The organism is Salinicoccus albus DSM 19776 (assembly GCF_000385175.1).
GTDB lineage: Bacteria > Bacillota > Bacilli > Staphylococcales > Salinicoccaceae > Salinicoccus > Salinicoccus albus.
Map to the genome: position 1 here is coordinate 41,140 of NZ_ARQJ01000026.1, position 23,241 is coordinate 64,380.

General features: G+C 45.2%; 24 protein-coding genes. 10 read left to right on the forward strand and 14 right to left on the reverse strand.

Features of this window, described 5'->3' with window-relative positions:
• Position 1 precedes the first annotated feature (1 nt).
• The 6 genes from prmC to fsa form a co-directional block, all read right to left on the reverse strand.
• Positions 2–853 (reverse strand): peptide chain release factor N(5)-glutamine methyltransferase, encoded by an 852-nt coding sequence (gene prmC, locus G343_RS0106195; RefSeq protein WP_020007255.1) that lies wholly within the window; start codon positions 851–853, stop codon positions 2–4.
• Positions 840–1,919 carry a peptide chain release factor 1 gene (gene prfA / locus G343_RS0106200; RefSeq protein ID WP_020007256.1) on the reverse strand — a complete coding sequence of 360 codons (1,080 nt, stop codon included), beginning with the start codon at positions 1,917–1,919 and terminating at the stop codon, positions 840–842. The genes prmC and prfA overlap by 14 nt, the downstream gene beginning before the upstream one ends.
• 101 nt (positions 1,920–2,020) lie before the next feature.
• Positions 2,021–2,236, reverse strand: coding sequence for a 50S ribosomal protein L31 (gene rpmE / locus G343_RS0106205; RefSeq protein WP_020007257.1), 216 nt, complete (start codon positions 2,234–2,236; stop codon positions 2,021–2,023).
• 116 nt (positions 2,237–2,352) lie between these two features.
• Positions 2,353–3,669, reverse strand: coding sequence for a transcription termination factor Rho (gene rho / locus G343_RS0106210; protein ID WP_020007258.1), 1,317 nt, complete (start codon positions 3,667–3,669; stop codon positions 2,353–2,355).
• A gap of 216 nt (positions 3,670–3,885) precedes the next feature.
• On the reverse strand, positions 3,886–5,154 hold the full coding sequence (locus tag G343_RS0106215) for a UDP-N-acetylglucosamine 1-carboxyvinyltransferase (RefSeq protein WP_020007259.1): 1,269 nt from the start codon (positions 5,152–5,154) through the stop codon (positions 3,886–3,888).
• Between the two features lie 27 nt (positions 5,155–5,181).
• Positions 5,182–5,832: a fructose-6-phosphate aldolase gene (fsa, locus tag G343_RS0106220; protein ID WP_020007260.1), complete on the reverse strand. Its 651-nt coding sequence runs from the start codon at positions 5,830–5,832 to the stop codon at positions 5,182–5,184.
• Between the two features lie 326 nt (positions 5,833–6,158).
• On the opposite strand from fsa, the gene G343_RS0106225 reads away from it, so the two are divergent.
• Entirely contained in the window at positions 6,159–6,671 is a 513-nt protein-coding gene (locus tag G343_RS0106225) for a DUF2529 family protein (RefSeq protein ID WP_020007261.1), read from the forward strand.
• 102 nt (positions 6,672–6,773) lie between these two features.
• Here the strand turns inward: G343_RS0106225 and G343_RS0106230 are convergent, their stop codons facing one another.
• The 3 genes from G343_RS0106230 to G343_RS0106240 all read right to left on the reverse strand — a co-directional run bounded on the left by G343_RS0106230 (position 6,774) and on the right by G343_RS0106240 (position 9,952).
• A complete protein-coding gene (locus G343_RS0106230; protein WP_020007262.1) occupies positions 6,774–8,369 on the reverse strand; it encodes a CTP synthase in 1,596 nt (531 codons plus the stop codon).
• 139 nt (positions 8,370–8,508) lie between these two features.
• Positions 8,509–9,036, reverse strand: coding sequence for a DNA-directed RNA polymerase subunit delta (rpoE, locus tag G343_RS0106235; protein ID WP_020007263.1), 528 nt, complete (start codon positions 9,034–9,036; stop codon positions 8,509–8,511).
• Between the two features lie 76 nt (positions 9,037–9,112).
• Complete coding sequence (locus tag G343_RS0106240) at positions 9,113–9,952, reverse strand: GNAT family N-acetyltransferase (RefSeq protein WP_020007264.1); 840 nt, start codon at positions 9,950–9,952, stop codon at positions 9,113–9,115.
• 164 nt (positions 9,953–10,116) lie between these two features.
• Here G343_RS0106240 and G343_RS0106245 point away from each other — a divergent pair, with 164 nt between their 5' ends.
• Positions 10,117–11,715, forward strand: coding sequence for a BCCT family transporter (locus G343_RS0106245; RefSeq protein WP_020007265.1), 1,599 nt, complete (start codon positions 10,117–10,119; stop codon positions 11,713–11,715).
• 76 nt (positions 11,716–11,791) lie between these two features.
• Positions 11,792–12,589, forward strand: coding sequence for a type II pantothenate kinase (coaW, locus tag G343_RS0106250; protein WP_020007266.1), 798 nt, complete (start codon positions 11,792–11,794; stop codon positions 12,587–12,589).
• Here the strand turns inward: coaW and G343_RS0106255 are convergent.
• Positions 12,584–13,297 (reverse strand): ABC transporter ATP-binding protein, encoded by a 714-nt coding sequence (locus G343_RS0106255; protein ID WP_020007267.1) that lies wholly within the window; start codon positions 13,295–13,297, stop codon positions 12,584–12,586. The two genes, coaW and G343_RS0106255, sit on opposite strands and share 6 nt — an antisense overlap.
• 115 nt (positions 13,298–13,412) lie before the next feature.
• Between G343_RS0106255 and G343_RS0106260 the strand changes: the two genes are divergently transcribed.
• Positions 13,413–14,024, forward strand: coding sequence for a hypothetical protein (locus G343_RS0106260; protein WP_020007268.1), 612 nt, complete (start codon positions 13,413–13,415; stop codon positions 14,022–14,024).
• Between the two features lie 23 nt (positions 14,025–14,047).
• Here G343_RS0106260 and G343_RS0106265 read toward each other — a convergent pair whose 3' ends face one another.
• The 3 genes from G343_RS0106265 to G343_RS0106275 form a co-directional block, all read right to left on the reverse strand.
• A complete protein-coding gene (locus tag G343_RS0106265) occupies positions 14,048–14,464 on the reverse strand; it encodes an OsmC family protein (protein WP_020007269.1) in 417 nt (138 codons plus the stop codon).
• A gap of 69 nt (positions 14,465–14,533) precedes the next feature.
• Complete coding sequence (locus G343_RS0106270; RefSeq protein ID WP_156823579.1) at positions 14,534–15,751, reverse strand: Nramp family divalent metal transporter; 1,218 nt, start codon at positions 15,749–15,751, stop codon at positions 14,534–14,536.
• A 57-nt stretch (positions 15,752–15,808) separates the two neighbouring features.
• On the reverse strand, positions 15,809–16,750 hold the full coding sequence (locus G343_RS0106275) for an agmatinase family protein (protein ID WP_020007271.1): 942 nt from the start codon (positions 16,748–16,750) through the stop codon (positions 15,809–15,811).
• Positions 16,751–16,990: 240 nt separating this feature from the next.
• Here G343_RS0106275 and G343_RS0106280 point away from each other — a divergent pair, with 240 nt between their 5' ends.
• From G343_RS0106280 to G343_RS14370, 6 genes are all read left to right on the forward strand, one after another.
• Complete coding sequence (locus G343_RS0106280) at positions 16,991–17,332, forward strand: ArsR/SmtB family transcription factor (protein WP_020007272.1); 342 nt, start codon at positions 16,991–16,993, stop codon at positions 17,330–17,332.
• Positions 17,332–18,630, forward strand: a complete 1,299-nt coding sequence (locus tag G343_RS0106285) for an arsenic transporter (protein WP_020007273.1) — start codon at positions 17,332–17,334, stop codon at positions 18,628–18,630. Before G343_RS0106280 ends, G343_RS0106285 begins: the two co-directional genes overlap by 1 nt.
• Before the next feature lie 19 nt (positions 18,631–18,649).
• Positions 18,650–19,078: an arsenate reductase (thioredoxin) gene (gene arsC, locus G343_RS0106290; RefSeq protein ID WP_020007274.1), complete on the forward strand. Its 429-nt coding sequence runs from the start codon at positions 18,650–18,652 to the stop codon at positions 19,076–19,078.
• A 92-nt stretch (positions 19,079–19,170) separates the two neighbouring features.
• Positions 19,171–20,202, forward strand: coding sequence for an NADH:flavin oxidoreductase/NADH oxidase (locus G343_RS0106295; protein WP_020007275.1), 1,032 nt, complete (start codon positions 19,171–19,173; stop codon positions 20,200–20,202).
• A 10-nt stretch (positions 20,203–20,212) separates the two neighbouring features.
• Positions 20,213–21,118, forward strand: coding sequence for an acetamidase/formamidase family protein (locus tag G343_RS0106300; protein ID WP_051087881.1), 906 nt, complete (start codon positions 20,213–20,215; stop codon positions 21,116–21,118).
• Positions 21,119–21,129: 11 nt separating this feature from the next.
• Complete coding sequence (locus G343_RS14370; RefSeq protein WP_020007277.1) at positions 21,130–22,206, forward strand: glycerate kinase; 1,077 nt, start codon at positions 21,130–21,132, stop codon at positions 22,204–22,206.
• A gap of 36 nt (positions 22,207–22,242) precedes the next feature.
• On the opposite strand, the gene G343_RS0106310 is transcribed toward G343_RS14370, so the two are convergent.
• A complete protein-coding gene (locus G343_RS0106310; protein WP_020007278.1) occupies positions 22,243–23,073 on the reverse strand; it encodes an aldo/keto reductase in 831 nt (276 codons plus the stop codon).
• Positions 23,074–23,241 lie beyond the last annotated feature (168 nt).

Below are 23,241 nucleotides of genomic sequence, written 5' to 3' on the forward strand. Positions count from 1 at the left end.
TTTAATCCTCCCACCTGAAAAAGAGTATTCTGTCATTGCCATTTATGTCTTTTTTGAGATGCGGACGGGTGTTCGGCCACTTTGCTGAGATATATTGCTGCAACGGCTGAAACTGCTGCCAGCCGATTTCAAAATAAACTGCCCCTCCGAAATTCAGTACTTCAGGCAGACCGTCAATCATCTCTTTATAAAACCCCAGTCCGTCATCTGATGCAAAAAGCGCTTCATGCGGCTCGTGGCGAAGCACTGAAACATCCATTTCATCTGTTTCATTGTATCCTATATACGGCGGATTCGACACTATAACATCGGCCTTTAATCCTCTATCAATCAGAGGGGCGTACATATTACCTGCCAGCATCAGCGGAGAAATACTAAATTGTTCTGCATTATACATTGCCACGCTTAAAGCTTCCGTTGACATATCTGTCAGGATCACTTCATTATTCTGCCAGCTGTTTTGCAGAATCAGTCCGATATTCCCTGTCCCGGTGCCGATATCCACAACCGTCCTGCCGTCATCAGTTTCAGAATTTAAAATATGTTCAACAAGCTCTTCAGTTTCATTTCTGGGAATTAAAGTGTGAGCATCCACTTTGAATTTCTCACCAAAAAACCACGCAAAACCGATGGCATACTGATAAGGCACACCGGATATGACATCGTCAATCACCCCCCTGAACTGCATGTGTTCATCATCCCTCACTGGCTCCTCCCCGTCCAGCAGGAAGTCCGCCCGGCTGATGTCAAACAAATCTTCCAGCAGAAGCATAGCGATCCCCCGGTCTTTCCCGGATAAAACTAAAGAGGCTTCCGCCTCCTGAACCATACTTTTATAACTATATGGCTGCATTGTTTAAATCTTCCAATTTTGATGTCTGCTCTTCAATCGTCAGGGCGTCAATGATTTCATCCAACCTGCCTTCAACAATCTGTTCCAGTTTTTGAATTGTCAGCCCGATGCGGTGATCGGTCACACGGCTTTGCGGATAGTTATACGTCCTGATACGCTCTGAACGGTCACCGGTACCTATAGCGCTTTTGCGTTTTTCGGCATATTCTGCCTTTGCTTCCTTTTCTTTCATGTCATATATACGCGCTACCATAACTTTCATCGCACGTTCGCGGTTTTTTATCTGTGATTTTTCATCCTGTGAAGTGACGACCAATCCTGTCGGGAAGTGGGTAATCCTTACAGCTGAATCAGTCGTGTTGACATGCTGTCCGCCGGCACCGCTCGAACGGTACGTATCAATTTTAAGGTCTTCATTTTTGATATCAACTTCCACCTCCTCCACTTCGGGAAGGACTGCGACTGTTGCAGTAGAAGTGTGAATACGTCCGCCGGATTCAGTTTCCGGGACCCGCTGCACACGATGGGCGCCATTTTCATACTTCAATTTGGAGAAAGCGCCCTGACCCTGAATCATGAAACTGATTTCCTTGTATCCGCCCTGATCACTTTCATGGGCTTCAACCACTTCAATATTCCATCCTTTTGATTCTGCATACCTGGAATACATTCTAAACAGATCGCCGGCGAAAATTTGGGCCTCGTCGCCGCCCGCAGCTCCCCGGATCTCCATGATCACGTTCTTGTCATCGTTGGGGTCTTTAGGAATGAGCTCAAGCTTCATTTGTTCTTCAAGGTCGGGAATGCGCTTCTCTGCATCGGATATCTCTTCTTTGAGCATATCCAGCATCTCCTTGTCTCCAGTTTCACCCAGCAGCATTTTCGACTCTTCAATCGTTTCTTTCTGCTGTTTATATTGTCTGAATAAATCAACAGCCCTTTGCAGGTCACTCTGTTCCTTCGAATAGTCTCTCAGCTTGTCGGAATCGCTGACAATATCCGGGTCACTCAGCAGTTCATTGAGTTGTTCATATCGATTTTCTATGATTTCAAGTTGATCAAACATAATATTCACCTTTTCGTCTCATTAATCCTGTTAATTATATCATATTTCATACACAAAAAAACTGCACTGAAGTGCAATCCTCAGTGCAGTTGATCAAGTGTTTATTCGTTTGCGGATTTGAAGCCAAATTTTTTGTTGAATCTCTCAACACGGCCATCGGCAGATGCGAATTTTTGGCGGCCGGTATAGAATGGATGGCATTCAGAGCATATTTCTACTTTAATGTCATCATTGTTTACTGAACCTGTTTCAAATTCGTTACCGCATGAGCACGTCACTTTGACTTGGTTATATTCCGGATGAATTGCTTGTTTCATTACATTCAGCTCCTTTGCCCTGAACCATCTGGAACAGAGTTAATTAGTGGGTTTCCACTTCAGTACTTATACATTATACACTGAGTATCGCTTAAAATCAATAGTTCTGTTTCAACTTAAATCACAGGTCTGCCTGTCTGCTGGGACGACAGCATTCTCTGTCTCAGTACATCAAAAAACGCCTCGTTAGTCTCCGCCTGCCTCAGAAGTTTCAGGAACCTTTCGGTGAAATCCGGTGCATCTGTAAACAGATTGCGCAGCTGCCATAGAATTTCAAGCTCCTTCTTGCTGAGCAGCAATTCTTCTTTGCGGGTGCTGGAACGTCTTATATCTATGGCCGGATAAATACGCCGTTCACTTAAGCTCCGGTCAAGATGCAGCTCCATATTTCCCGTGCCTTTGAATTCTTCATAAATGACATCATCCATACGGCTCCCAGTATCCACCAGCGCAGTCGAAAGGATGGTCAGGCTGCCGCCAGCTTCTATATTCCTTGCAGCTCCGAAGAAATGCTTCGGACGGTGCAGACTGGCAGGGTCCAGACCGCCCGATAAAGTACGGCCGCTCGGCGGCATGACCAGGTTGTAGGCCCGCGCTAAGCGTGTAATGGAATCCATAAGAATAATAACATCTTCTCCCATTTCCACAAGGCGCTTAGTCCGTTCCAATAATAGTTCAGACACTTTGACGTGATGCTGCGGCGGCTCGTCGAACGTGGAATGTACGACATTCGCTTCTTCCACAGAACGCTCAATATCCGTTACTTCCTCCGGCCGTTCACCGATAAGCAGTATGAATAATTTGGTGTCCGGATGCTGCTTTGTAATGGCGTTGGCAATCTCTTTTAATAAAGAAGTCTTCCCTGCTTTTGGGGGCGCAACAATCATACCGCGCTGGCCAAAACCGATGGGCGTCACCAGGTCCATAATACGCGTGGATAGATCTGTTGAGTTATTTTCAAGATTTATGCGGGTGTCAGGGTAAAGCGGCGTCAGAGCCTGAAAGTGCGGCCGTTTTTTAATATCTTCCGCATTCTGGTCGTTGATGAAATCAACCTGAAGCAAGCCGTAGTATTTCTCATTTTCTTTCGGACGGCGGACTTTCCCTGTAACTTTATCACCTTTTTTCAACTCGAAGCGTCTGATCTGTGATGCAGAAATATAAATATCCTTCTCACCTTTTGAAAAGTTGACAGTGCGCAGGAAGCCATAGCCGTCCTGCTGGATATCGTCAAGGACGCCTTCCATATAGTAATTGCCCTCTTTTTCCATCTCGGCTTCCATTATAGCAAGTACAAGTTCTTTCTTATTCAGTCTGCTATAGTTTGCCAGTCCTAATTCTTTTGCACGAACCGTCAGTTCTTTCGTGTTGTTTTTCTTATAGAGTGCGTCGAAGGATTCATATTTCAATCCTTGCTTTTGTCGGTCTGCCATATATTCACTTCACTTTCATATTTTCGGGATATTACTTTTTCAAAAGGAAAGATAGACGAGGATATACGAGAATTTAACAATTTCATATTCTACACCATTCAAAGATAAAATAAAAGGCGGAAGGGACGATACATGTCCAAAAACCAAAGGGAAAACGGACGTCTGATTCCCCCCATGAAGAAATTGACGTCCGCTGAGTCATGTCTGTATTTCAATTTAGTGGTCCGAAATCTCTTCACGCCAAATATCTGCGCCCAGTGTCTGCAATTTTTTCACGATATCCGTGTAACCGCGGTCGATATGGTTTACATTATGGATCGTTGTAACACCTTCTGCAATCAATCCGGAGATGAGGAGACAGGCGCCGGCCCTTAAGTCACTGGCATAAACATCTGCGCCTTTAAGATTCGAAGGGAATATGAGGGCAGAGCCGCTTTTCTGTTCAATCTTACCATCCATGCGGGACAATTCATCAATATGTCTGAACCTGGCGGGATATATCGTTTCTGTTACTTTGCTCACACCATTGGCCATGAATAGCAGCGGTGTCATCGGCTGCTGAAGATCAGTGGCAAATCCGGGATACACCTGCGTCTTTACAGATACAGGGCTGTACTTGGCAGGTTTGGTCATTTTGACAAAGTCATCTCCCGTCTCAATCCTGACCCCGAGCTCCTGCAGTTTTGATATCAGAGATTCCATATGCGTCGGGATGATGTTCCTCACCGTGTAATCTTCGCCGGCAGCCGCACCGACAATCATATACGTCCCTGCTTCTATCCTGTCCGGTATGATACTATGTGTTGTACCGTGAAGTTTTTCCACACCGTTAATTTTAATACTGTCAGTGCCTGCCCCGCGAATATCCGCACCCATACTGTTAAGCAGTGATGCGACATCTACGATTTCTGGCTCCTTTGCGACATTTTCAAGGATAGTCTGTCCTTTTGCACCACTTGCTGCAATCATCATATTGATTGTTGCGCCTACGGAAACAACGTCAAAGAAAATTTTGGCACCCTTCAATTCTTCTGCTTCAAGATACATCGCACCGTGTTCATTAGTCACCTTTGCACCCAGAGCTTCAAAGCCTTTAATATGCTGATCAATCGGGCGCGGGCCGATCGGACAGCCGCCGGGCAGCCCGATCACACACTTTTTGAACCGCGCCAGCATTGCACCCATCATATAATATGATGCGCGTAACGACTGTACTTTCGTATTCGGCAGAGGCATATTCTCGGCTTTGTCGGCATTGATTTTCAGCACAGTACCATCAAGTTCTGTTCTGATATTCAGATCATTCAAAAGGCTCATCAGCGTGTTGACATCCGAAATTTCAGGCAGACCTTCCAGGACCACCTCACCTTCAGCGGCCATCAGCGAAGCAGGGATAAGGGCAACAGCACTATTTTTGGCACCGCTGATTTCAACTTCACCAGAAAGCGTGCTGCCGCCTCTGATTTTAATCACTTCTCTACTCATAATCTTCTCCTTATACATTAAATACGTCTATTGGTCTTTAATACTGTTCCAGTCTTCAAGGAATTTATCTATCCCTTTGTCAGTCAGCGGGTGCGCAGTCAGATTTTTCAGCACCTTAAATGGGAGGGTAGCGATATCCGCCCCGCGCATTGCGGCACCATGTATGTGGGTTTCATTGCGGATGGAAGCTGCGATGATCTCAGTATCAATGTTGTGCACTGTGAAAATATGATTGATATCCTCTATCAGGTCAAGACCTTCAAGCCCAATATCATCAAGCCTCCCGATGAAAGGTGAAACATATGACGCTCCTGCGCGGGCTGCCGTCAATGCCTGTACCGTATTGAATACCAGCGTGACGTTCGTCTTAATCCCTTCAGAAGACAGAACTTTCACTGCTTTCATCCCATCTTGTGTCATCGGGATTTTAACAATGATGTGCTCATGAAGCTTGGCGAGTTCCCTGCCTTCATCAATCATACCTTCAGCATCAAGTGCAATGACTTCGCCGCTCACTGGGCCGCCGACCAGTTCACAGATCTCAACAAGCCGTTCATGAAAGGAAATCCCCTGTTCTTTCGCCACAAGTGAAGGGTTGGTAGTCACACCTGCCAGCACCCCCCATTCGTGTATTTCTCTGATCTCATCCATGTTCGCTGTATCGATAAAATATTTCATATAATCAAACCTCCAGGTTACGTACTTTAATAATTTTTCTCTTTTTAACAATTCTTCATTTCATTATAAAGCAGTTATGATGGATTGGGCAATGAATTTGGCGCTCTCTGACCATGTATACGTTTTCTGTCAGATCATGAAATATTGATGCATCTTATATATGTGAATCTGACAAAAAAGCGTGCCAATGACAATTAAGGAAGGATTAAAAATGATTAAAACTCTGTTAATTTGCCATTGAAACCACTGTTTCATTCAAAAGGATTTAAATATTGTCAAACGTCTGGTAACATTGCTTTACTATTCCAACGAACGGAGGGGTCACAATGGATAAGATCTTACAGACTCAGCTCGTGAATATTTATGAGCATATCAACGCTCAGGAAGAAGAGATCGAGATGGCAGCAAGACTCCTCGCACAGGCGACAGGGGGCGAAGGTGAAATTCATTTGAAAACGTTCCATGACTTTACCGGCATAGAAAGCTATTTAAAAGAGAGCGCCCTCTCCCTGCCAAGAGTCAGATCATTTGAAGGCATAGATCTTGTCGATACGCCGGACCGCGTTCTTGTGATTGCAGACGCTTTTGATGATGAAGTTAAAGCGTTTGTAAAAAACTTGAGTGATAGTGCTGCCGATTTCGTGCTCATATCCAACTACAACAAACATGAATCCCGTTTCCTGGATACAGTCCATCATTACATCGACCTGTCATCACCCAGGCCGCTGGTACCTACGCCGAATTTTGATAAAATTGTAAACCCCTGTCTGTCCGCGTTCCTTTATCTATATAATCATATATATGTATTGATCGATGAAATGACCAATGAAGATTACTGATCAGCCAGCCTTTCGGCTGGCTGTTTTATTACACTGCGGCTTCCGACAGAAAAACCGCAAAAAACACGGGATTCTAATATGAATCCCGACATCATAAATCAATTACTCTATACATGCACTGATCAAACCGAGGAATAAAGGATGCGGTCTGGTCGGTCTGGACTGAAATTCCGGATGAAACTGCACGGCTACAAAATACTTATGATCTTTAAGCTCAATCATCTCTACAAGGCGCCCGTCCGGCGAGGATCCTGAGAAAACCATTCCATGCGTTTCAAGCTGCGCTTTATATTTATTGTTAAATTCATAGCGGTGGCGGTGTCTCTCTTCGATATGATCTGCTGTATACAGCTTCTGTGCAATCGTCCCTGCTTCAAGCTCGCATGGGAAACTGCCCAGACGCAGTGTGCCGCCCAGATCAACCACATCTTTCTGGTCCGGCATCAAATCGATGACAGGATGCGGACTGTCTGGATCAAGTTCACTTGAATGGGCGTCTTCCAAACCGGCCACATTACGCGCAAATTCCACTGTGGCAAGCTGCATGCCAAGACAGATCCCCAGAAGCGGTACGTTATTTTCACGTGCATATTTCAATGCATGGATTTTACCCATCACCCCGCGCTCGCCAAATCCGCCCGGAACCAGGATGCCGTCTGTACCATCCAGCTTCTCATGGCAGTTGTCTTCTGTAAGAAATTCGGAATTGATCCATTCAATATCGATATCAGCATAATACTCATACCCTGCATGTCTCAAAGATTCAGCGACTGAAAGATAAGCATCCTGCAGCGTGACGTATTTACCGACCAGTGCAATTTTGACCGTTCGGCTGATGCTTCTTAGATGATCAAGGAGATGATTCCAGTCTTTGAGTTCCGCTTCCGGTACGCTGGACAGTCCCAGACGATCAATGACTAATGTATCCATGTGCTGTTCCTGCAGACGAATGACGATCTTATATATCGTATCCTCATCTCGTGCCTCAATGACGCTCTGTTTCTCTATATCACAGAAGAGTGCAATTTTATCTCTCAGGTCTTCAGCCATTTCATATTCTGAACGGACAACAATCATGTCAGGCTGTATCCCCAGGCCTCTCAGTTCTTTAACACTATGCTGTGTCGGCTTCGTCTTCATTTCACCGGCCGCTTTTATATATGGCAGAAGGGTGCAGTGGATAAACATCACATTTTCTGTACCCAGATCGCTTCTGAGCTGTCTGATGGCTTCCAAAAATGGCAGTGACTCAATATCCCCCGTGGTGCCGCCGATCTCTGTAATGACAATGTCTGCATTTGATTCCTGCCCTGCCTGGTGCAACCGTGATTTAATTTCATTTGTAATGTGGGGAATCACCTGGACGGTGCCGCCAAGATAGTCTCCGCGACGCTCTTTTCTGATCACTTCAGAATACACTTTGCCGGCAGTTACATTGGAATATTTGTGAAGATTTATGTCTATAAATCTTTCATAATGGCCAAGGTCAAGGTCTGTTTCGGCGCCGTCTTCAGTAACGAAGACCTCTCCATGCTGATACGGGCTCATCGTTCCCGGGTCAACATTCAGGTATGGATCAAATTTCTGTATTGTTATAGAGAAGCCTCTGTCCTTGAGCAGTCTTCCCAGTGAAGCAGCAGTGATGCCTTTGCCCAGGGATGAGACGACGCCGCCGGTTACAAAAATATACTTAGTCATTGCACTTCCTCCTGTAAAAATAAAAATAGCTCCCTTTCACACTTGGTGAGAAGGAGCTGTTCATTAACTTTCCCTGTTTTCAGGGAGCCCAATAAAATAATATCACGTTTAAACATAAAGTCAAATAGAATCTAAAACCTTACTCTTCGGTTTTATCCTCGTAGTCATCTTCAAGATCCTCTGTATCATTGTATTCGACATTTTCCTCAATAGAGTCGTCAAGCGCATCCTCCAGATCGCTCTCAGACTCCACTTCATTTTCATTGAGCGGCGAATCGATGCCCTCAGTGTCATCCTGCACAAGTTCTTTATCCTGGTCAACCCCAGCTTCTTCATCGTAGATCTCAGGCTCATTTTCCTGGGTGGCCAGTTCAATCTTGTGAATCGTCGGTGCGATCTTATCAGAAATATCATCGACTGAGTACCAGTCCCTCAATCCCCATACACCATCGTCTGTAGACAGGAATCTGCCGTCAGTATTCAAGTCTGTATAAAATTGAAGCACGCGCTCTTCTATTTCATCATTAGAGTATCCGCCTATCTCCTTGAATTTATCAATAATATCATATAGATTTGCTTCTTTGCCTTTATCCACCAAATACATGTGAGCCATGTCTATAAAGGAGTTCTCGTCCATCATTTCCTTGGAATAGTCATCCAGTCGCATCAAAAAAATCATCCTTTCCAGTCTGGAATATCAAGGGATATCATACAGTGAATTACTGTTTGAATCAAGCGTTATTTTAATATTTGATATACTTCTTATACAACTTCCTGTTTTCATCCTCATCAAATTTTACAAAATTGACACGTTCAAATAATTTTATGCGCTCTGCTGCATCGTCCGTATGAACAACAAGCACTTTTATGTCAGGCATATTCCTTCTCAGAAATGTGCCCAGCTGGCGAAGTCCGCTGGAAGCAATGCCTTTATCCCTCTCTTTTTCCTCTACAAATAAATGCCTGATACGGAGCGTATTACCATATGCTTCTCCTTCTATATATCCGACATGTTTTTTTTGATTTTGCACTATGTCAATTTTCACTGCCGGCTGTAAAATATCTTCATTGCGTTGTAATTTAACATTACGTACATATTTCTGGTCCAAATCCAGGTAATATAATCTCTCCTTGCCAATCGGCCCGTCCTCTTTGGTTGCTGTATGCATAAACCCTGCCCGTTCATAAAGGTTCCATGCGCCCTGATTTTCAGCATCCACGACAAGGTACAGATGATCCAGTGAAGAAAATTCATTCTGAATATATTGCGGCAGTGCCATCGCAACTTTTGTCCCGTAACCTCTGCCCTGCAGTTTTTCATTGATGGACAATGAACGGATATATAAAACTTCATATGGTGTGTCATAACCTTCATGCTGATAATGCTTATGCAATATAAAGAAGCCTATTATTTCACCTTCCTCATTATGTACAACAGAGGGCATACGGTCAGGATCTTCTATCGCGTCATCAAGCACTTCTTTCGGCAGACTGGAATATACCTGCTGCTTTTCACTCAGTTCAAAATCCAACAGTCCGTCTCTGTCTGCCTCTTTGAACGGTCTCATTGTAATTTCACTCATGCATTAACTCCTTTTTGACATACTTTATCATTTTGTTATGATACACATTATACCCTGAACAGTATAAAATATTCAGCTGTCAGTTTTATAATTGATAACAGACGTTTAATTCAGAACCGTCAGGGTATTGTAAATTTGATTTTGAAAAATCTAGGGGGAAAACAGTGGATAATGACAGTGATAATGATAATGACAAGAATCGAAAAAATAGAAACATAAATAATAGAAAGGCAACGGATGGCAAATCAAAACTTGGCATAGTGTTCTGGGCCTCAGGCAGCATCATTCTTCTGACGGCCATTATTGCCGCCATATTTCCAAGCCTGGTCCAGACATACTCTGAATCCGTATACGGCTGGATTTCATCCTATTTCAGCTGGTTCTTTATGCTGTCGGTCTTCGGCTTCGGGGTCTTCCTGATATTCCTTGCCCTTTCGCCCTATGGCCGCATCAAGCTCGGTGGGGATCATTCCAAACCGGAGTTCTCATTCCGTTCATGGGTGGGGATGCTGTTTTCAGCCGGTCTTGGTGTCGGGCTTGTGTTTTTCGGCGTTGCCGAGCCGATGAGCCATTACATGATTTCACCTTTCGTTGACGGAGAAACTGAAACGTTTGAAGCCGCACGGATAGCGATGGGATATTCCTTTTTCCACTGGGGGATTTCCCAATGGTCGATCTTCGGAGTGGCAGGACTTGCTATAGGCTATAACCAGTATCGCAAGCAAAAGGACGGACTGGTATCCACTTCACTTGAGCCGCTGTTCGGCACAGGCTATAACGAAAAAGCTAAAAAAGCAATCGACATTCTCGCTATCATCGCTACAGTGACTGGTATGGCAACATCCGTAGGCCTCGGCATCATGCAGATGGACGGCGGTCTGAGCATCGCATTCGGTCTGCCTTCCGGGGCATGGACACAAATTATCCTTACAGCTCTGATGACAGGATTATTCATCCTTTCTACAACAACCGGCCTAAAACGCGGGATCAAATGGCTGAGCAACCTGAACATGCTCCTTGCAGCCGTCATTACAATATTCGTGATGGCAGTCGGACCATTTACCTTCATCATGGAATCCATCGTCGTCGGATTAGGTGATTACCTCTCCAATTATGCAGGGTATTCACTTCGGCTGCAGCCGTATTCCGGAGAAGCATGGGTGCAGGAATGGTCTGTATTCTACTGGGCGTGGGTCATCGCCTGGAGCCCGTTCATCGGTTCATTCGTCGCCCGTGTCTCCAGAGGGCGCTCCATCCGTGAATATGTCATGGGGATCCTGATCATACCGCCGATGCTGTCATTCCTTTGGATCGGTGCACTTGGAGGCACTGCTGTTTACAGCGATCTGTTCAACGGTACAAATATCGGTGAGCTCGTATTGGAAGATGATACCGCAGCGCTGTTTTCTCTGTTCGAGCAGCTGCCGATGACTGACATTCTTTCAGCACTGGCGATTCTGCTGATCTTTACATTCCTTGTGACATCAGCTGATTCTGCAACCTTCATCGTTGCGGGGATGACTTCAGGGAATACTGACAATCCTCAGATGAGACTCAAAATCTTATGGGGCGTATTGCTGGGTACACTGACTGTTACATTGATCATCGCTGGAGGGCTGACAAGTCTCCAGGCCGCTTCATTACTTGCCGGCCTGCCATTTGGCATCGTCCTCATACTAATGATTGTTTCAGTAACCAAGTCACTGAGACGGGAACCGAATGATGCCATGAAACGCAGACAGAAAAAAACGAAAAAGAACTAAAGCATAAAAATTAAGTTAAAATCCATGAGTGTCATTGGTATAATGGACCAATGACATTCTTTTTTTGGAGGCACATATGAAAATAGGAATTGACGCCGGGGGAACACTCTTAAAAATCGTTTATGTGAACGGCGGCCAAAGGCGCTTTGAAAAACGTCCTTCCTCACATATCGATCATCTGATTGACGATCTGAACAATCACCATTCTCAGGATCAAATTTACCTCACAGGCGGTAAGGCTGAATACATGAGTGAGAATTTAAATCAAAATGCCGGTATATCTGTGGAATTTGATGCCACATACTCAGGGTTGATGTCCCTGATAGAAGAACAGGGTCTCGGACTCAAGCGATTCGTGTATTTGAATGTGGGTACAGGAACAAGTTTCCATCAGGCGGATCATGATGGCCAAAAACGCGTGGGGGGCTCCGGGGTCGGGGGCGGCACGCTTTTAGGGCTTTCCAGCCTGCTCACTGGCATCAGTGATTTTGAGGAAATTGTCAGCCTGGCAAAAGAAGGTAATCGTGATGAAATCGACCTTAAGGTCCATCATATCTATGCCGGCAGACCCACGCCGATTCCAGGAGATCTGACTGCCAGTAACTTTGGTAATGTATTAAACCACGACAACGCAGATTTAAATGATGCTGATAAGATCCAATCGGTCATTGCACTTATAGCAGAAACCGTAACTGCTGTTGGCATCAGTCTGGCAGATGGCTTCGAAACAAAAGATATCGTCTTTATCGGATCAACACTGCTAAACAATGAAGTAATGGAAAAAATCATACTCAGGTATGCAGGGCTGAAGGGTGCCGATGCACACATTATAAAGAACGGTGAATTTTCCGGAGCAATCGGAGCAATATTATAATGCCCTGGTGAAAATGATGATCCGGTTATTAACTCTTCCGACATCCAATGGGATATCATAGCATTCAGACAACATCTCTGAAGTGATGTTCCGGGGACTTTCGCTCCCGGCAATCACACCGCCATCTTTCAATAAAGTCACACTGTCTGCATAAGTCATCGCAAGGGCAGCATCATGCATGCTTGCGATGACTGTCCTATTGTTTCCTGCTTCTTTCATCCAGTTTAATATGTGGTGCTGATATTTTAAATCCAATCCCTGCTCCACTTCATCAAACATCATTATCTCCTTCTGTTCCATCGCCACCTGGGCGCACTGCACCCGTTTTAATTCCCCGCCTGAAAGAGATTCCACAGACTGATGCATCAAATGTTCTATATCAAAATACCGGAGCAATTCACCCTTACGGCTGCTGTCTGATTTACGGGAAGTCAATCCTATATAGTCGCTGACCCTTATCTTAAACACAGGGTTCATCTGTGGAAGATAGCTGATAAATGATGCTGTCTCTGCAGCCTTAAAATCGTTCCAATACACTTCACGGCTGCTCAGTTTCTCTCCGCCGTAACCGATGATGCCTTTAAGCAAAGAGCTTTTACCGCTTCCATTCGCCCCCAGAATGACATGAAGCCCTCTCCCAAAAGCCAGCTGATTCACTGATAATTTGAATTTTCCATAGTCCATCCCAAGATTCTGGATTTCTAACATAACACTCAACACCCACTGGTATTTTCTAAATTCCTCTATTATAATAATACATAACTTACGCATCCGGAGGCTATAACAGCATCTGATCAGAATATATAAGAAGGGATGGCTCCCCATGAAACTTTTCTTATCCATACTTTTTATCCCTTTAGCATTCACTGCCTGTTTTGGGATTACCGAAGATGCCCCTGAAGAGGAAAACACTGAAGAGGATGACACTGAAGAAACAGCTGAAACAGAGGGCGATTCGGGAAATGAAACGGAAGAACCGCCGGAAGTGACACCGATTGACATTACCAGCTCAAGATTCATCTCCAGTTTCTTCAACGGCAACTTTGAATACAGAACCATTTCAGTCCAGTCCAGTTATGATTATATGGTCAACATGCTTGGAGAACCTTCCGGCTCCGGGAGTGTTGTAGACGGCACATACTATCATTATGATCATATCGGATTCAATTTTCCCGAAAGCCGGGAAGATGCCGGAGATACCAGTGAATTGAGCGTGGACGGCATTGTCATTTTCCCTGAAGATTTCTATAAGGAAGATGCGGTGTCAAATTTCGGCTGGCCGACGACTGATGATGTATCCAACTTCCGCATGTTTTACGACAGCGATACTGAAAATGATTATTTCGTCATGTTGAACTATGATCAGGATAACAGGATCACTGAAATCGTCATTCAGTATAAAAACCTTGAAGATACAGAATTTTATGAAGGATAAAAAAAGAGCCAAAGGCTCTTTTTTTATTGCATCTCTCCATTGAGTTCGAGCTTCGTATTCACATCTGCAGTCAGGGAATTGATAGCCGAACAGTATTTATCCGCTGATAGATCAACAGCGCGCTGCGCTTTTTTGGCTGTTACATCACCCCTGATCCTGACGATCAGATCTATATTGGTGAAACTCTTCGGATCCGACTCCCTGCGTTCACCTGAAATATCTATCTCTATGGATTCGATTTTTTCCATCTCGCGACGCATGATGACTGTCAGGTCAATACCCATGCAGCCTGCCACACCGTGCAGCAGCACTTCCATCGGTCTGGGACCGGAATCATTGCCGCCAACATCGCTGGAAGCATCCATAGTGATATCATATCCTGAGCTGTCTCCATATGAATTGAAGGACATACCGCTTTGCCATTTCGCCTGTATATTCATAATTACACCCTTTCAAAGTATAGTACTTATATTATAGAACATTCAACACACTCACTTTAAACAAATTGATTATAGGAACGTGCCGACCGCATCAACCAGACTGTAAATACCGAGGAATGACACCACAGCAGCCACTGCCCAGCCGATGATATTCAGCCAGAGCGGATTGACGTGCCTGCCCATGAAGTTTTTACGGTTGATGACCACCATGATGATGATCGCTATGATCGGCAGGATCAGTCCGTTGAGTGCCTGTGCGAATAACAGTACTTCCAAGGGTTCAAAACCAATGGCAGAGGTGATGATGCCGAGGCTAATCACTGACCCAAAAACGATTTTGTATTTCGTATTGTCAAAACCGCCTTTCCATCCCATAAAACTGCTCACAGTCACCGCCGCCCCCATCGGTGAAGCGATTGCTGAAGATAGTCCGGCTGCAAACAGTCCGATACTGATGAAAAGCGGTGCGAATGCACCCATTAGGGGCTCAAGCGGCGCTGCCAATTCAACCACATTCGTCACCTCCCGTCCCTCAATCAGAGCGCCTGCCGTAATGAGGATCGCCGCAGTGATAATTCCGCCGATGGTAATCGTCAGTATCGTATCTGTTCGGGACGCTTTCAGTCCATCAGTACTGTTCCACTTCTCACTGACTGTCGAGGCATGGATAAAGAAGTTATACGGGACGACCGTCGTTCCTATTAAAGCAATAATCATAACGATTGAGCCGTTCGGTATTCCCGGGATGAATGCCCCTTGCAGAATCGCCCCTATATCAGATGCTGAAACAATCATCGTTGTCAGGAAAGTGACGCTCATTATGGCAATGAGTACAATCATAATTTTTTCAATGATCTTGTAGCTGCCGCTGAGTCCGATTGCCAGAATAATGAGTCCTATCACCGGCGCTACGAAATTTTCAGGAATGTCAGTCAAATAGGACACGCCGAGCGAAGTGCCGAGAAGGTCGCCGCTTATGTAGGCAGCACACCCCACACACACTGCAATCATAACAATCCACACTGCTGCAAATTTCAATATGACGTTATCGAAAAGATCGCGTATATTTTCACCCAGCCCCTGTTTAGTTACGATACCGATCCTCGCCACCATTTCCTGCAGTACAATCGTGGCAAATATGGAGAAAACAACCGCCCATAGAAGCGCAAAACCGAATCCGGCACCTGCGCGTGTTGCGGTTGTCACAGTTCCCGGGCCGATAAATGAAGCCGTGATGATCGCGCCAGGACCAATAATGGATATTTTTTCTTTTATCTTACTGATCACTATTTTCCACACCCTTTGTTTAAGTATCAAACGGAGAGCCTGAGCTCTCCTGAAAACCTATTTATGATGGCCGCCGTTTATATGGCCTGCAAGGACATATAGCACAGCCGTGGAAACAAAATGAGCTGAATTCTGGTTGGCGTCCTGCGGCGGATACACTTCCACGAAGTCCATGCCGCAAACACCTCTTTTGCCGAATTCATGAATCATGGTAAGCAGCTCATAGGAAGTCAGACCATTGCCATCGACAGGACCGCCCGGGTTAAATGCGAAGTCCAGTACATCACTGCATATTGTGAGATAAACGACATCGACATCCCTGCTGGCCATATCGTATATTTCATTTGCGTAAGCTTTTAAATCTTTAGCCTCTTTAATATCATTAATCGTCAGCGTGACAGCCCCGGCTTCAGCCGCGTATTTTCCGGTTTCCGGTTTATTTCTCGGACCCTTAATCCCCGTATGGATCAGGCTTTCATTACGCACGCCTTCAGTTTCATACAGCCGCATGAAAGGCGTGCTGCGTGCAAACTTATCCCCTTCATGATGCGGCATATTATCGTAATGGGAATCCAGATGGATGATGCCGACTTTTTTCCCAGTGTTTGTCAGCGCCTTTACCACCGGATAAGTAATACCATGGTCGCCGCCAAGTCCGACGATGAATTTACCGGATTTCCACAGATTTTCCGCAAAGGATTCAATCCTGTCCATCGTCCCCGGTACATCGTGCGGGATGACACTGACATCTCCGACATCTCCGAAGGACATATGGTCTTCAACATTTATGTGATCAAACTCCGGCAGGTAAGTACTATATCTTGCTGATGACAGTCTGATCTGTTTCGGTCCCAGTTCACTGCCTGTATAGTCCCCCCATGTGGAGGCACCTTCCCACGGCACGCCATAAACCAGTATATCTGTATCATACTCCGTCGCCGCCGTTAAATTTTTACCGCCGAGCATCGGCGGTGTATTGCCGTAAATATTAGAGTCCAATGATATTTCCTCCTTTTATGCTTATTTACTTTTACTCCATTATTCTAACATCTTTAATGGAAAGATGAATTAATGAAGGCATACTGCCTTTAAACAGCTGACTTTCTCGGCCTTCACTTCATATCATTTCTATCAAATGAATGGCTCTTAATAAGAATTCTATTGATTAAATAAGCATTTACTTATATAATGTTTTTGTACGGTTGAGTATACTTATATAAACAATAATCGAGGGATAGGATGGAACAAATAAAAACGGATATTGAAGAAACTGCCAATTTGTTTAAACTTCTCGGGGATCGTTCCCGTCTTACAATGACAGCGATGATGAACGTACGGGAATGCTGTGTCTGTGAGTTTACGGAGTGCTTCGGAATGAGCCAGCCAGCTGTCAGCCAGCACTTGAAAAAACTCAAATATTTTGGACTTGTTAATGAAAGAAAGGACGGGTACTGGACATATCTTTCCCTCAATAAGGAAAGTGAGTTTTATAATATGATTCCTGCTGTTATTGACGCTGTGCCTGATATTAAAGAGGAAATCGACGTGCTGCTTTCCAAGTGCAAAGGAGGTGCCTGCTGATGTCCTCCTCTGCACTTATCGCAATTGTTATATTCCTGGTGACTTTATTTTTAGTCATCAGACAGCCAAAAGGGCTCGGTATCGGATGGTCGGCATGTCTCGGTGCTGTCCTGGCATTGATCGCTGGTGTGGTTACCTTCTCTGATGTCGCCGATGTTTGGGGGATCGTCTGGAATGCAACGCTGACGTTTGTCGCTGTAATCATGATTTCACTCATTCTGGATGAAATCGGGCTGTTCGAATGGTCCGCTTTACATATGGCAAGATTTGCAAAAGGCAGCGGATTGAAACTCTTCATCTATATCATCTTACTCGGTGCCATTGTCGCTGCACTTTTTGCCAATGACGGCGCCGCGCTGATTCTCACACCGATTGTTCTGGCAATGGTCAGAAATCTGAACTTCACGGAAAAGATGATCCTGCCGTTTATCATGGCCAGCGGATTTATCGCCGATACCGCTTCTCTGCCATTTATCGTCAGCAACCTTGTAAATATTGTGTCCGCCGACTTTTTCGGCATTGGCTTTATTGAATATGCGTCCAGGATGATTGTACCGAACCTATTCTCTATCCTGGCGAGTATTGTCGTCTTATATATTTTCTTCAGAAAAAGCCTTCCGGAGAATTACGAAGTCGATCATTTAAAGGAACCTGAAGATGCCATCCGGGATTACAGAATGTTCAACTGGTCGTGGCTTGTTCTGCTGCTGCTTCTGATCGGCTATTTTATCAGTGAGCCACTCAACATTCCCGTCTCCATTATCGCGGGCATCATCGCCCTGTTTTTCATACTCATGAGCAGACGCTCACAGGCTGTACCAATCATGCAGGTGGTCAAAGGCGCCCCATGGGACATTGTCTTTTTTTCACTGGGGATGTATGTGGTGGTCTACGGCCTTCAAAACGCCGGTCTGACTTCCCTTTTGGGCGATTTCATCGGTATGGCGGCCGATCAGGGATTATTTGCAGGAACAATGGTTATGGGATTCACTGCGGCTCTCCTCTCCTCAGTGATGAATAATATGCCAACGGTCATGATCGACGCGCTTGCTATCGCTGAATCAGGTGTCCAGGGACTTGTCAAGGAAGGGATGATCTATGCCAATGTCATCGGCTCCGACCTGGGCCCGAAAATCACACCGATCGGTTCCCTTGCCACACTGCTGTGGCTGCATGTGCTTAAGAAGAAAGGCGTACACATTTCATGGGGGTATTACTTTAAAATCGGTATCCTCCTGACAATACCTGTACTTTTCATCACATTGCTCAGCCTGTACGTATGGCTGCTGATCATTTAATAATTAAAGGAGCGTTTATATGTCAAAACCCATCGTTTATTTCCTGTGTACCGGAAACTCATGCAGAAGCCAGATGGCTGAAGGGTTCGGCCGCAAATATCTGGGGGATAAATACGAAGTCCACTCCGCAGGTACAGAAGCACATGGCCTGAATCCAAAAGCGGTCTCCATAATGCAAGAATCAGCCATCGATATTTCACGGCAACGGTCAAACACTATCGACAAAGCACTGCTTGACAGCTCAGCGTTTGTCATTACTCTCTGCGGTGATGCCAATGACAATTGCCCGGTGACGCCTCCGCATGTCACGCGGCTGCACTGGGAATTTGAAGACCCGGCACGGACGGCCGGCACAGAGGCGGAAGTCCATGCAGTCTTCGAAAAGGTAAGGGATGCCATAGAAGAGAGAGTCATCAAATTCGGGAATGGTGAAATCCAAGAGACGTGAGAACGTCTCTTTTTTTATATCGTCAAGTCTTTATCTTTGATGTTTTAAGGCGAATCCGTAACAATAAAAATAACATAAAAAGGAGGAATCTGATGTCTTCGTTATTTGAGCCTTACAGTATAAAGAATCTGGATCTTAAGAACAGGGCAGTCATGTCGCCAATGTGCCAGTACAGTGCAAAGGACGGCATACCGGATGAATGGCATTTTACACACTACACTTCCCGGGCGGTCGGCGGGACCGGACTGATCCTCGTAGAAATGACAAATGTCGAACCGCGTGGCAGAATTACTGATCGCTGTCTCGGCATCTGGTCGGATGGTCACGTCCCCCACTACAAACGGATTGTTGATGCCTGCCATAAACACGGCGCTAAAATCGGCATCCAGATTGCACATGCAGGCAGAAAAGCAGTGGATGCTGAGCAGCCTGTATCCAGTTCGGCTTCTGCATTCAGTAAAGATTTCAAAACACCGCACGAATTGACTACAGAAGAAGTGAACGAGATGGTGGATGCATTCAAATGGGCCGCAGTACGTGCGGTGGAAGCCGGGTTTGATACGATTGAGCTGCATGGTGCACATGGCTACCTGATCCATCAGTTCCAGTCTCCGCTGACAAATCAGAGAGAGGATGAATACGGCCGGGATTTGAGCCTTTTCGGAACAAAAGTGATTAAATCTGTAAAATCAGTATTGCCGGATGATATGCCGCTCCTGTTAAGACTGTCGGCTGTGGAATTTTCTGAAGGCGGCTATGACCTTGATCATGGCACGACACTCGCCAAAAAGTATAAAGAAGCGGGCGTAGATATGATTGACGTTTCGGCGGGCGGTGAAGGCACGCCGTCAAAAGAACGTTTTCCCGGCAATTTCCCGGGTTATCTGGTGCCTTTCGCGAGGCACATCAAAAAAGAATCGGACATCCCGGTGATTGCTGTCGGTCTTTTGCAGGACGTAAATGTTGCAGAACATGTGATTTCCTCCGGAGATGCCGATCTGGCCGCAATCGGACGCGGCATGCTGCAGGATCCATACTGGGTGCTCAATGCCCGTCGCAATCAGGAACCTTCAGACCGCACCTTCATACCTGAACAATATGACAGAGGATTCAGAAAGATTTGAGGGACAGACTATGAAACACGTATTGGATAAAACAAACCTTTACTATGTCATGTCAAAGAAAGAAGAACCTGTGCTGAATATCAACCCCGGAGATACTGTTGAAATCCATACTGCAGACTGCTTTTCAGACCAGATCATCTCGCCCGACATGGATTTTAGTGCTGTTGACTGGAGTAACAGCAATCCGGCCACCGGCCCCATCTATGTGAATGACATCCATCCAGGGGATGTATTAAAAGTGACCATCGAAACAATTGAACTCGGTTCCAGAGGACTGGCTACTGTGAATGCAGGTGCAGGCGTGATGCGTGACTATATCGAAAAGCGTTGTGTGAAAATGTTTGATGTAGATACTGAACACCACACTACAAATTTTAACGGACTGATCATGCCCCTGAATCCGATGATCGGTGTCATCGGCAATGCACCGGCTGATGCATCCGTACCCAACAGCACCCCGGGGCCGCACGGCGGCAACATGGATTCGAAAAAGTGTACGGATAAGTCCATAGTCTACCTGCCTGTCTTCCAAGAAGGTGCATTGTTCGGACTCGGAGATGTTCATGCGAAGATGGGAGACGGTGAAGTCGGTATCAGCGGTCTTGAAATCGATGCCGCCGTGACTGTGAAACTTGAGAAGGCAGAAAACCTCGCGACAGTTCATCCTGTGGTCATCGATGAAGAGGGAATATATATGTTCGTTTCAGACGAATCTCTGGATAATGGCGTTGATGAATCAGTCAAACAAATGATAAAAATACTGCAGCCTTTGACTGATCTGTCCCTGGAAGAAATAACAATATTAATGAGTCTGGCAGGCGAAGCGCAGATCAACCAGGTAGTCGATCCATTAAAAACGGCCCGGTTCTTTATCCCCCATTATGTATTGAATCACTATTCGATCGAATTCAGTTAGGAGAATATATGATGAAATTTGTACTCGCTCCCGATTCCTTTAAAGGCACATTAAATCAAAAAAGAATCGCTGAAATTATTAATGATGCATTAAAAGAAGTCGGGCATATCGGGAGATTAAAACCGATGAGTGACGGCGGTGACGGGCTGATGCACTGTTTCAGCAGCGAAGGTTACCAAAAGATACAGGTCAATGTGACAGGCCCCGAAGGTAAGACTGTTACTGCTGACTATTATATGGACGGGGAGACTGCAATTATAGAGACAGCAGAAGCCTGTGGTCTGCATTTGATCACTGACTCAAAACCGGATGAAAGGACTTCTTTCGGCGTCGGTGAGATGATGTTCCATGCGATTGACCGGGGAGCCAGGAAAATTATAATTGGTCTGGGCGGTTCTGCAACGAACGACGGCGGTTACGGCATGTACATGGCCCTGGGCGGCATGGCTTTGGACCAGAATACCCAGCCATTATCCGTCATGAATCATGAGATTCCGTATATCACAAAGCTCGATGACAGCGCCATCCGCCCTTTAAATGACATACATCTGATAATTGCCTCAGATGTAACCAATCCGCTTCTCGGTCCGAACGGTGCGATAGCCACTTTTGGACCCCAGAAAGGAATTGACAGTGAACATATAGAGTATTATGAAGAGATGCTTTTACATTTAAAAGAGAAAATCAGCGGGTTATACAGTGACGTGCACAGCGATACACCCGGCGCCGGCGCAGCAGGGGGTCTGGGATGGATGCTCCTGAATCTGGGCGCAGAAATTACCGAAGGCGGCGGTTTCATAGCGAAAATGATCCGGCTGGAAGAAGAGATACAAGATGCGGATGCCGTCATTACAGGCGAAGGCAAGAGTGATTCACAGACAATGGATGGAAAAGTCCCGGCAGTAGTTGCCATGCTGGCGCAAAAACACGACAAACCGGTCTACCTGATCTCAGCTCAAATCACTGAAGATCTGACAGATCATTTTGACAGAGTCTGCGCTTTGACGGACTATGCCGACTCAGCAGAAGAAGTAAAAAGAAATCCGGAAGCATATTTGAGACATACAATTGTAAGCATATTCGGGTAAAATGCCCGGTGCACCTCAGAGGTGCACCGGGCATTTTTAATCAAAACTGAAGTTATCTGGATTTTTGCCCAGTCTGTTATCCTGATCCAGCTGATCGATCATTGTCACATCCTGCTGTGTCAGCTCAAAATCGAATATATCGATATTCTGCTGAATCCTCTCAGGTGTGATTGACTTTGGAATGGTTGAAACTTCTTTCTGTATATCCCATCTCAAAATAACCTGCGCCGGTGTCTTGTCATATTTGTTTGCAAGATTGTGGATGACCGGATCATCAAAGTATCTTCCTCTGCCCAGCGGCGCCCATGCTTCAAGCTGGATATTATTATCTTCACAGAATGCTTTCATCTCTTTCTGAGCCAGTTGCGGATGGTATTCCAGCTGGTCGACCATCGGTTTTATCCTGCACGCTTCAAAGATATCTTCCAGATGCTGTTTATGGAAATTACTCACCCCTATCGCTCTTACCTTTTCCTCTTCATACAGTTTTTCAAGCGCCTTCCAGGCATCTGTGTACTTTCCCTCAACCGGCCAATGGATCAAATAGAGATCAAGGTAGTCTGTCCTCAAATTTTGCAGACTTTTGTCAAATGCTTTTAAGGTTGCTTCATATCCAAGGTCATCATTCCAGACTTTTGAAGTAATAAAAAGTTCTTCTCTAGATACATCAGATTCTGAAAGCGCCTTTCCCAGCTCCTGTTCATTTTGATAGAATGCTGCAGTATCAAAATGTCTGTACCCTGCGTTAAGTGCAGCATGAATTGTATCATTCATCAGCTCATTTTCAATCTTATATACCCCAAAGCCGATCACCGGCATCTCAACACCATTGTTAAGCAGGTATTTATCGTTGCTGCTTATTGCCATTTCACATATGCCTCCTGTATAATTATATTATTATGGTCAAAAATGAATATTTATGGACAAATATTTCCAACGTATTCACCCATCAAAAGTTTAACATTTTTTTAATCAATTTTTAATTTATATATAACCCTCCATGAATTGTCCACAGATAAGATATAAAGTAATTGT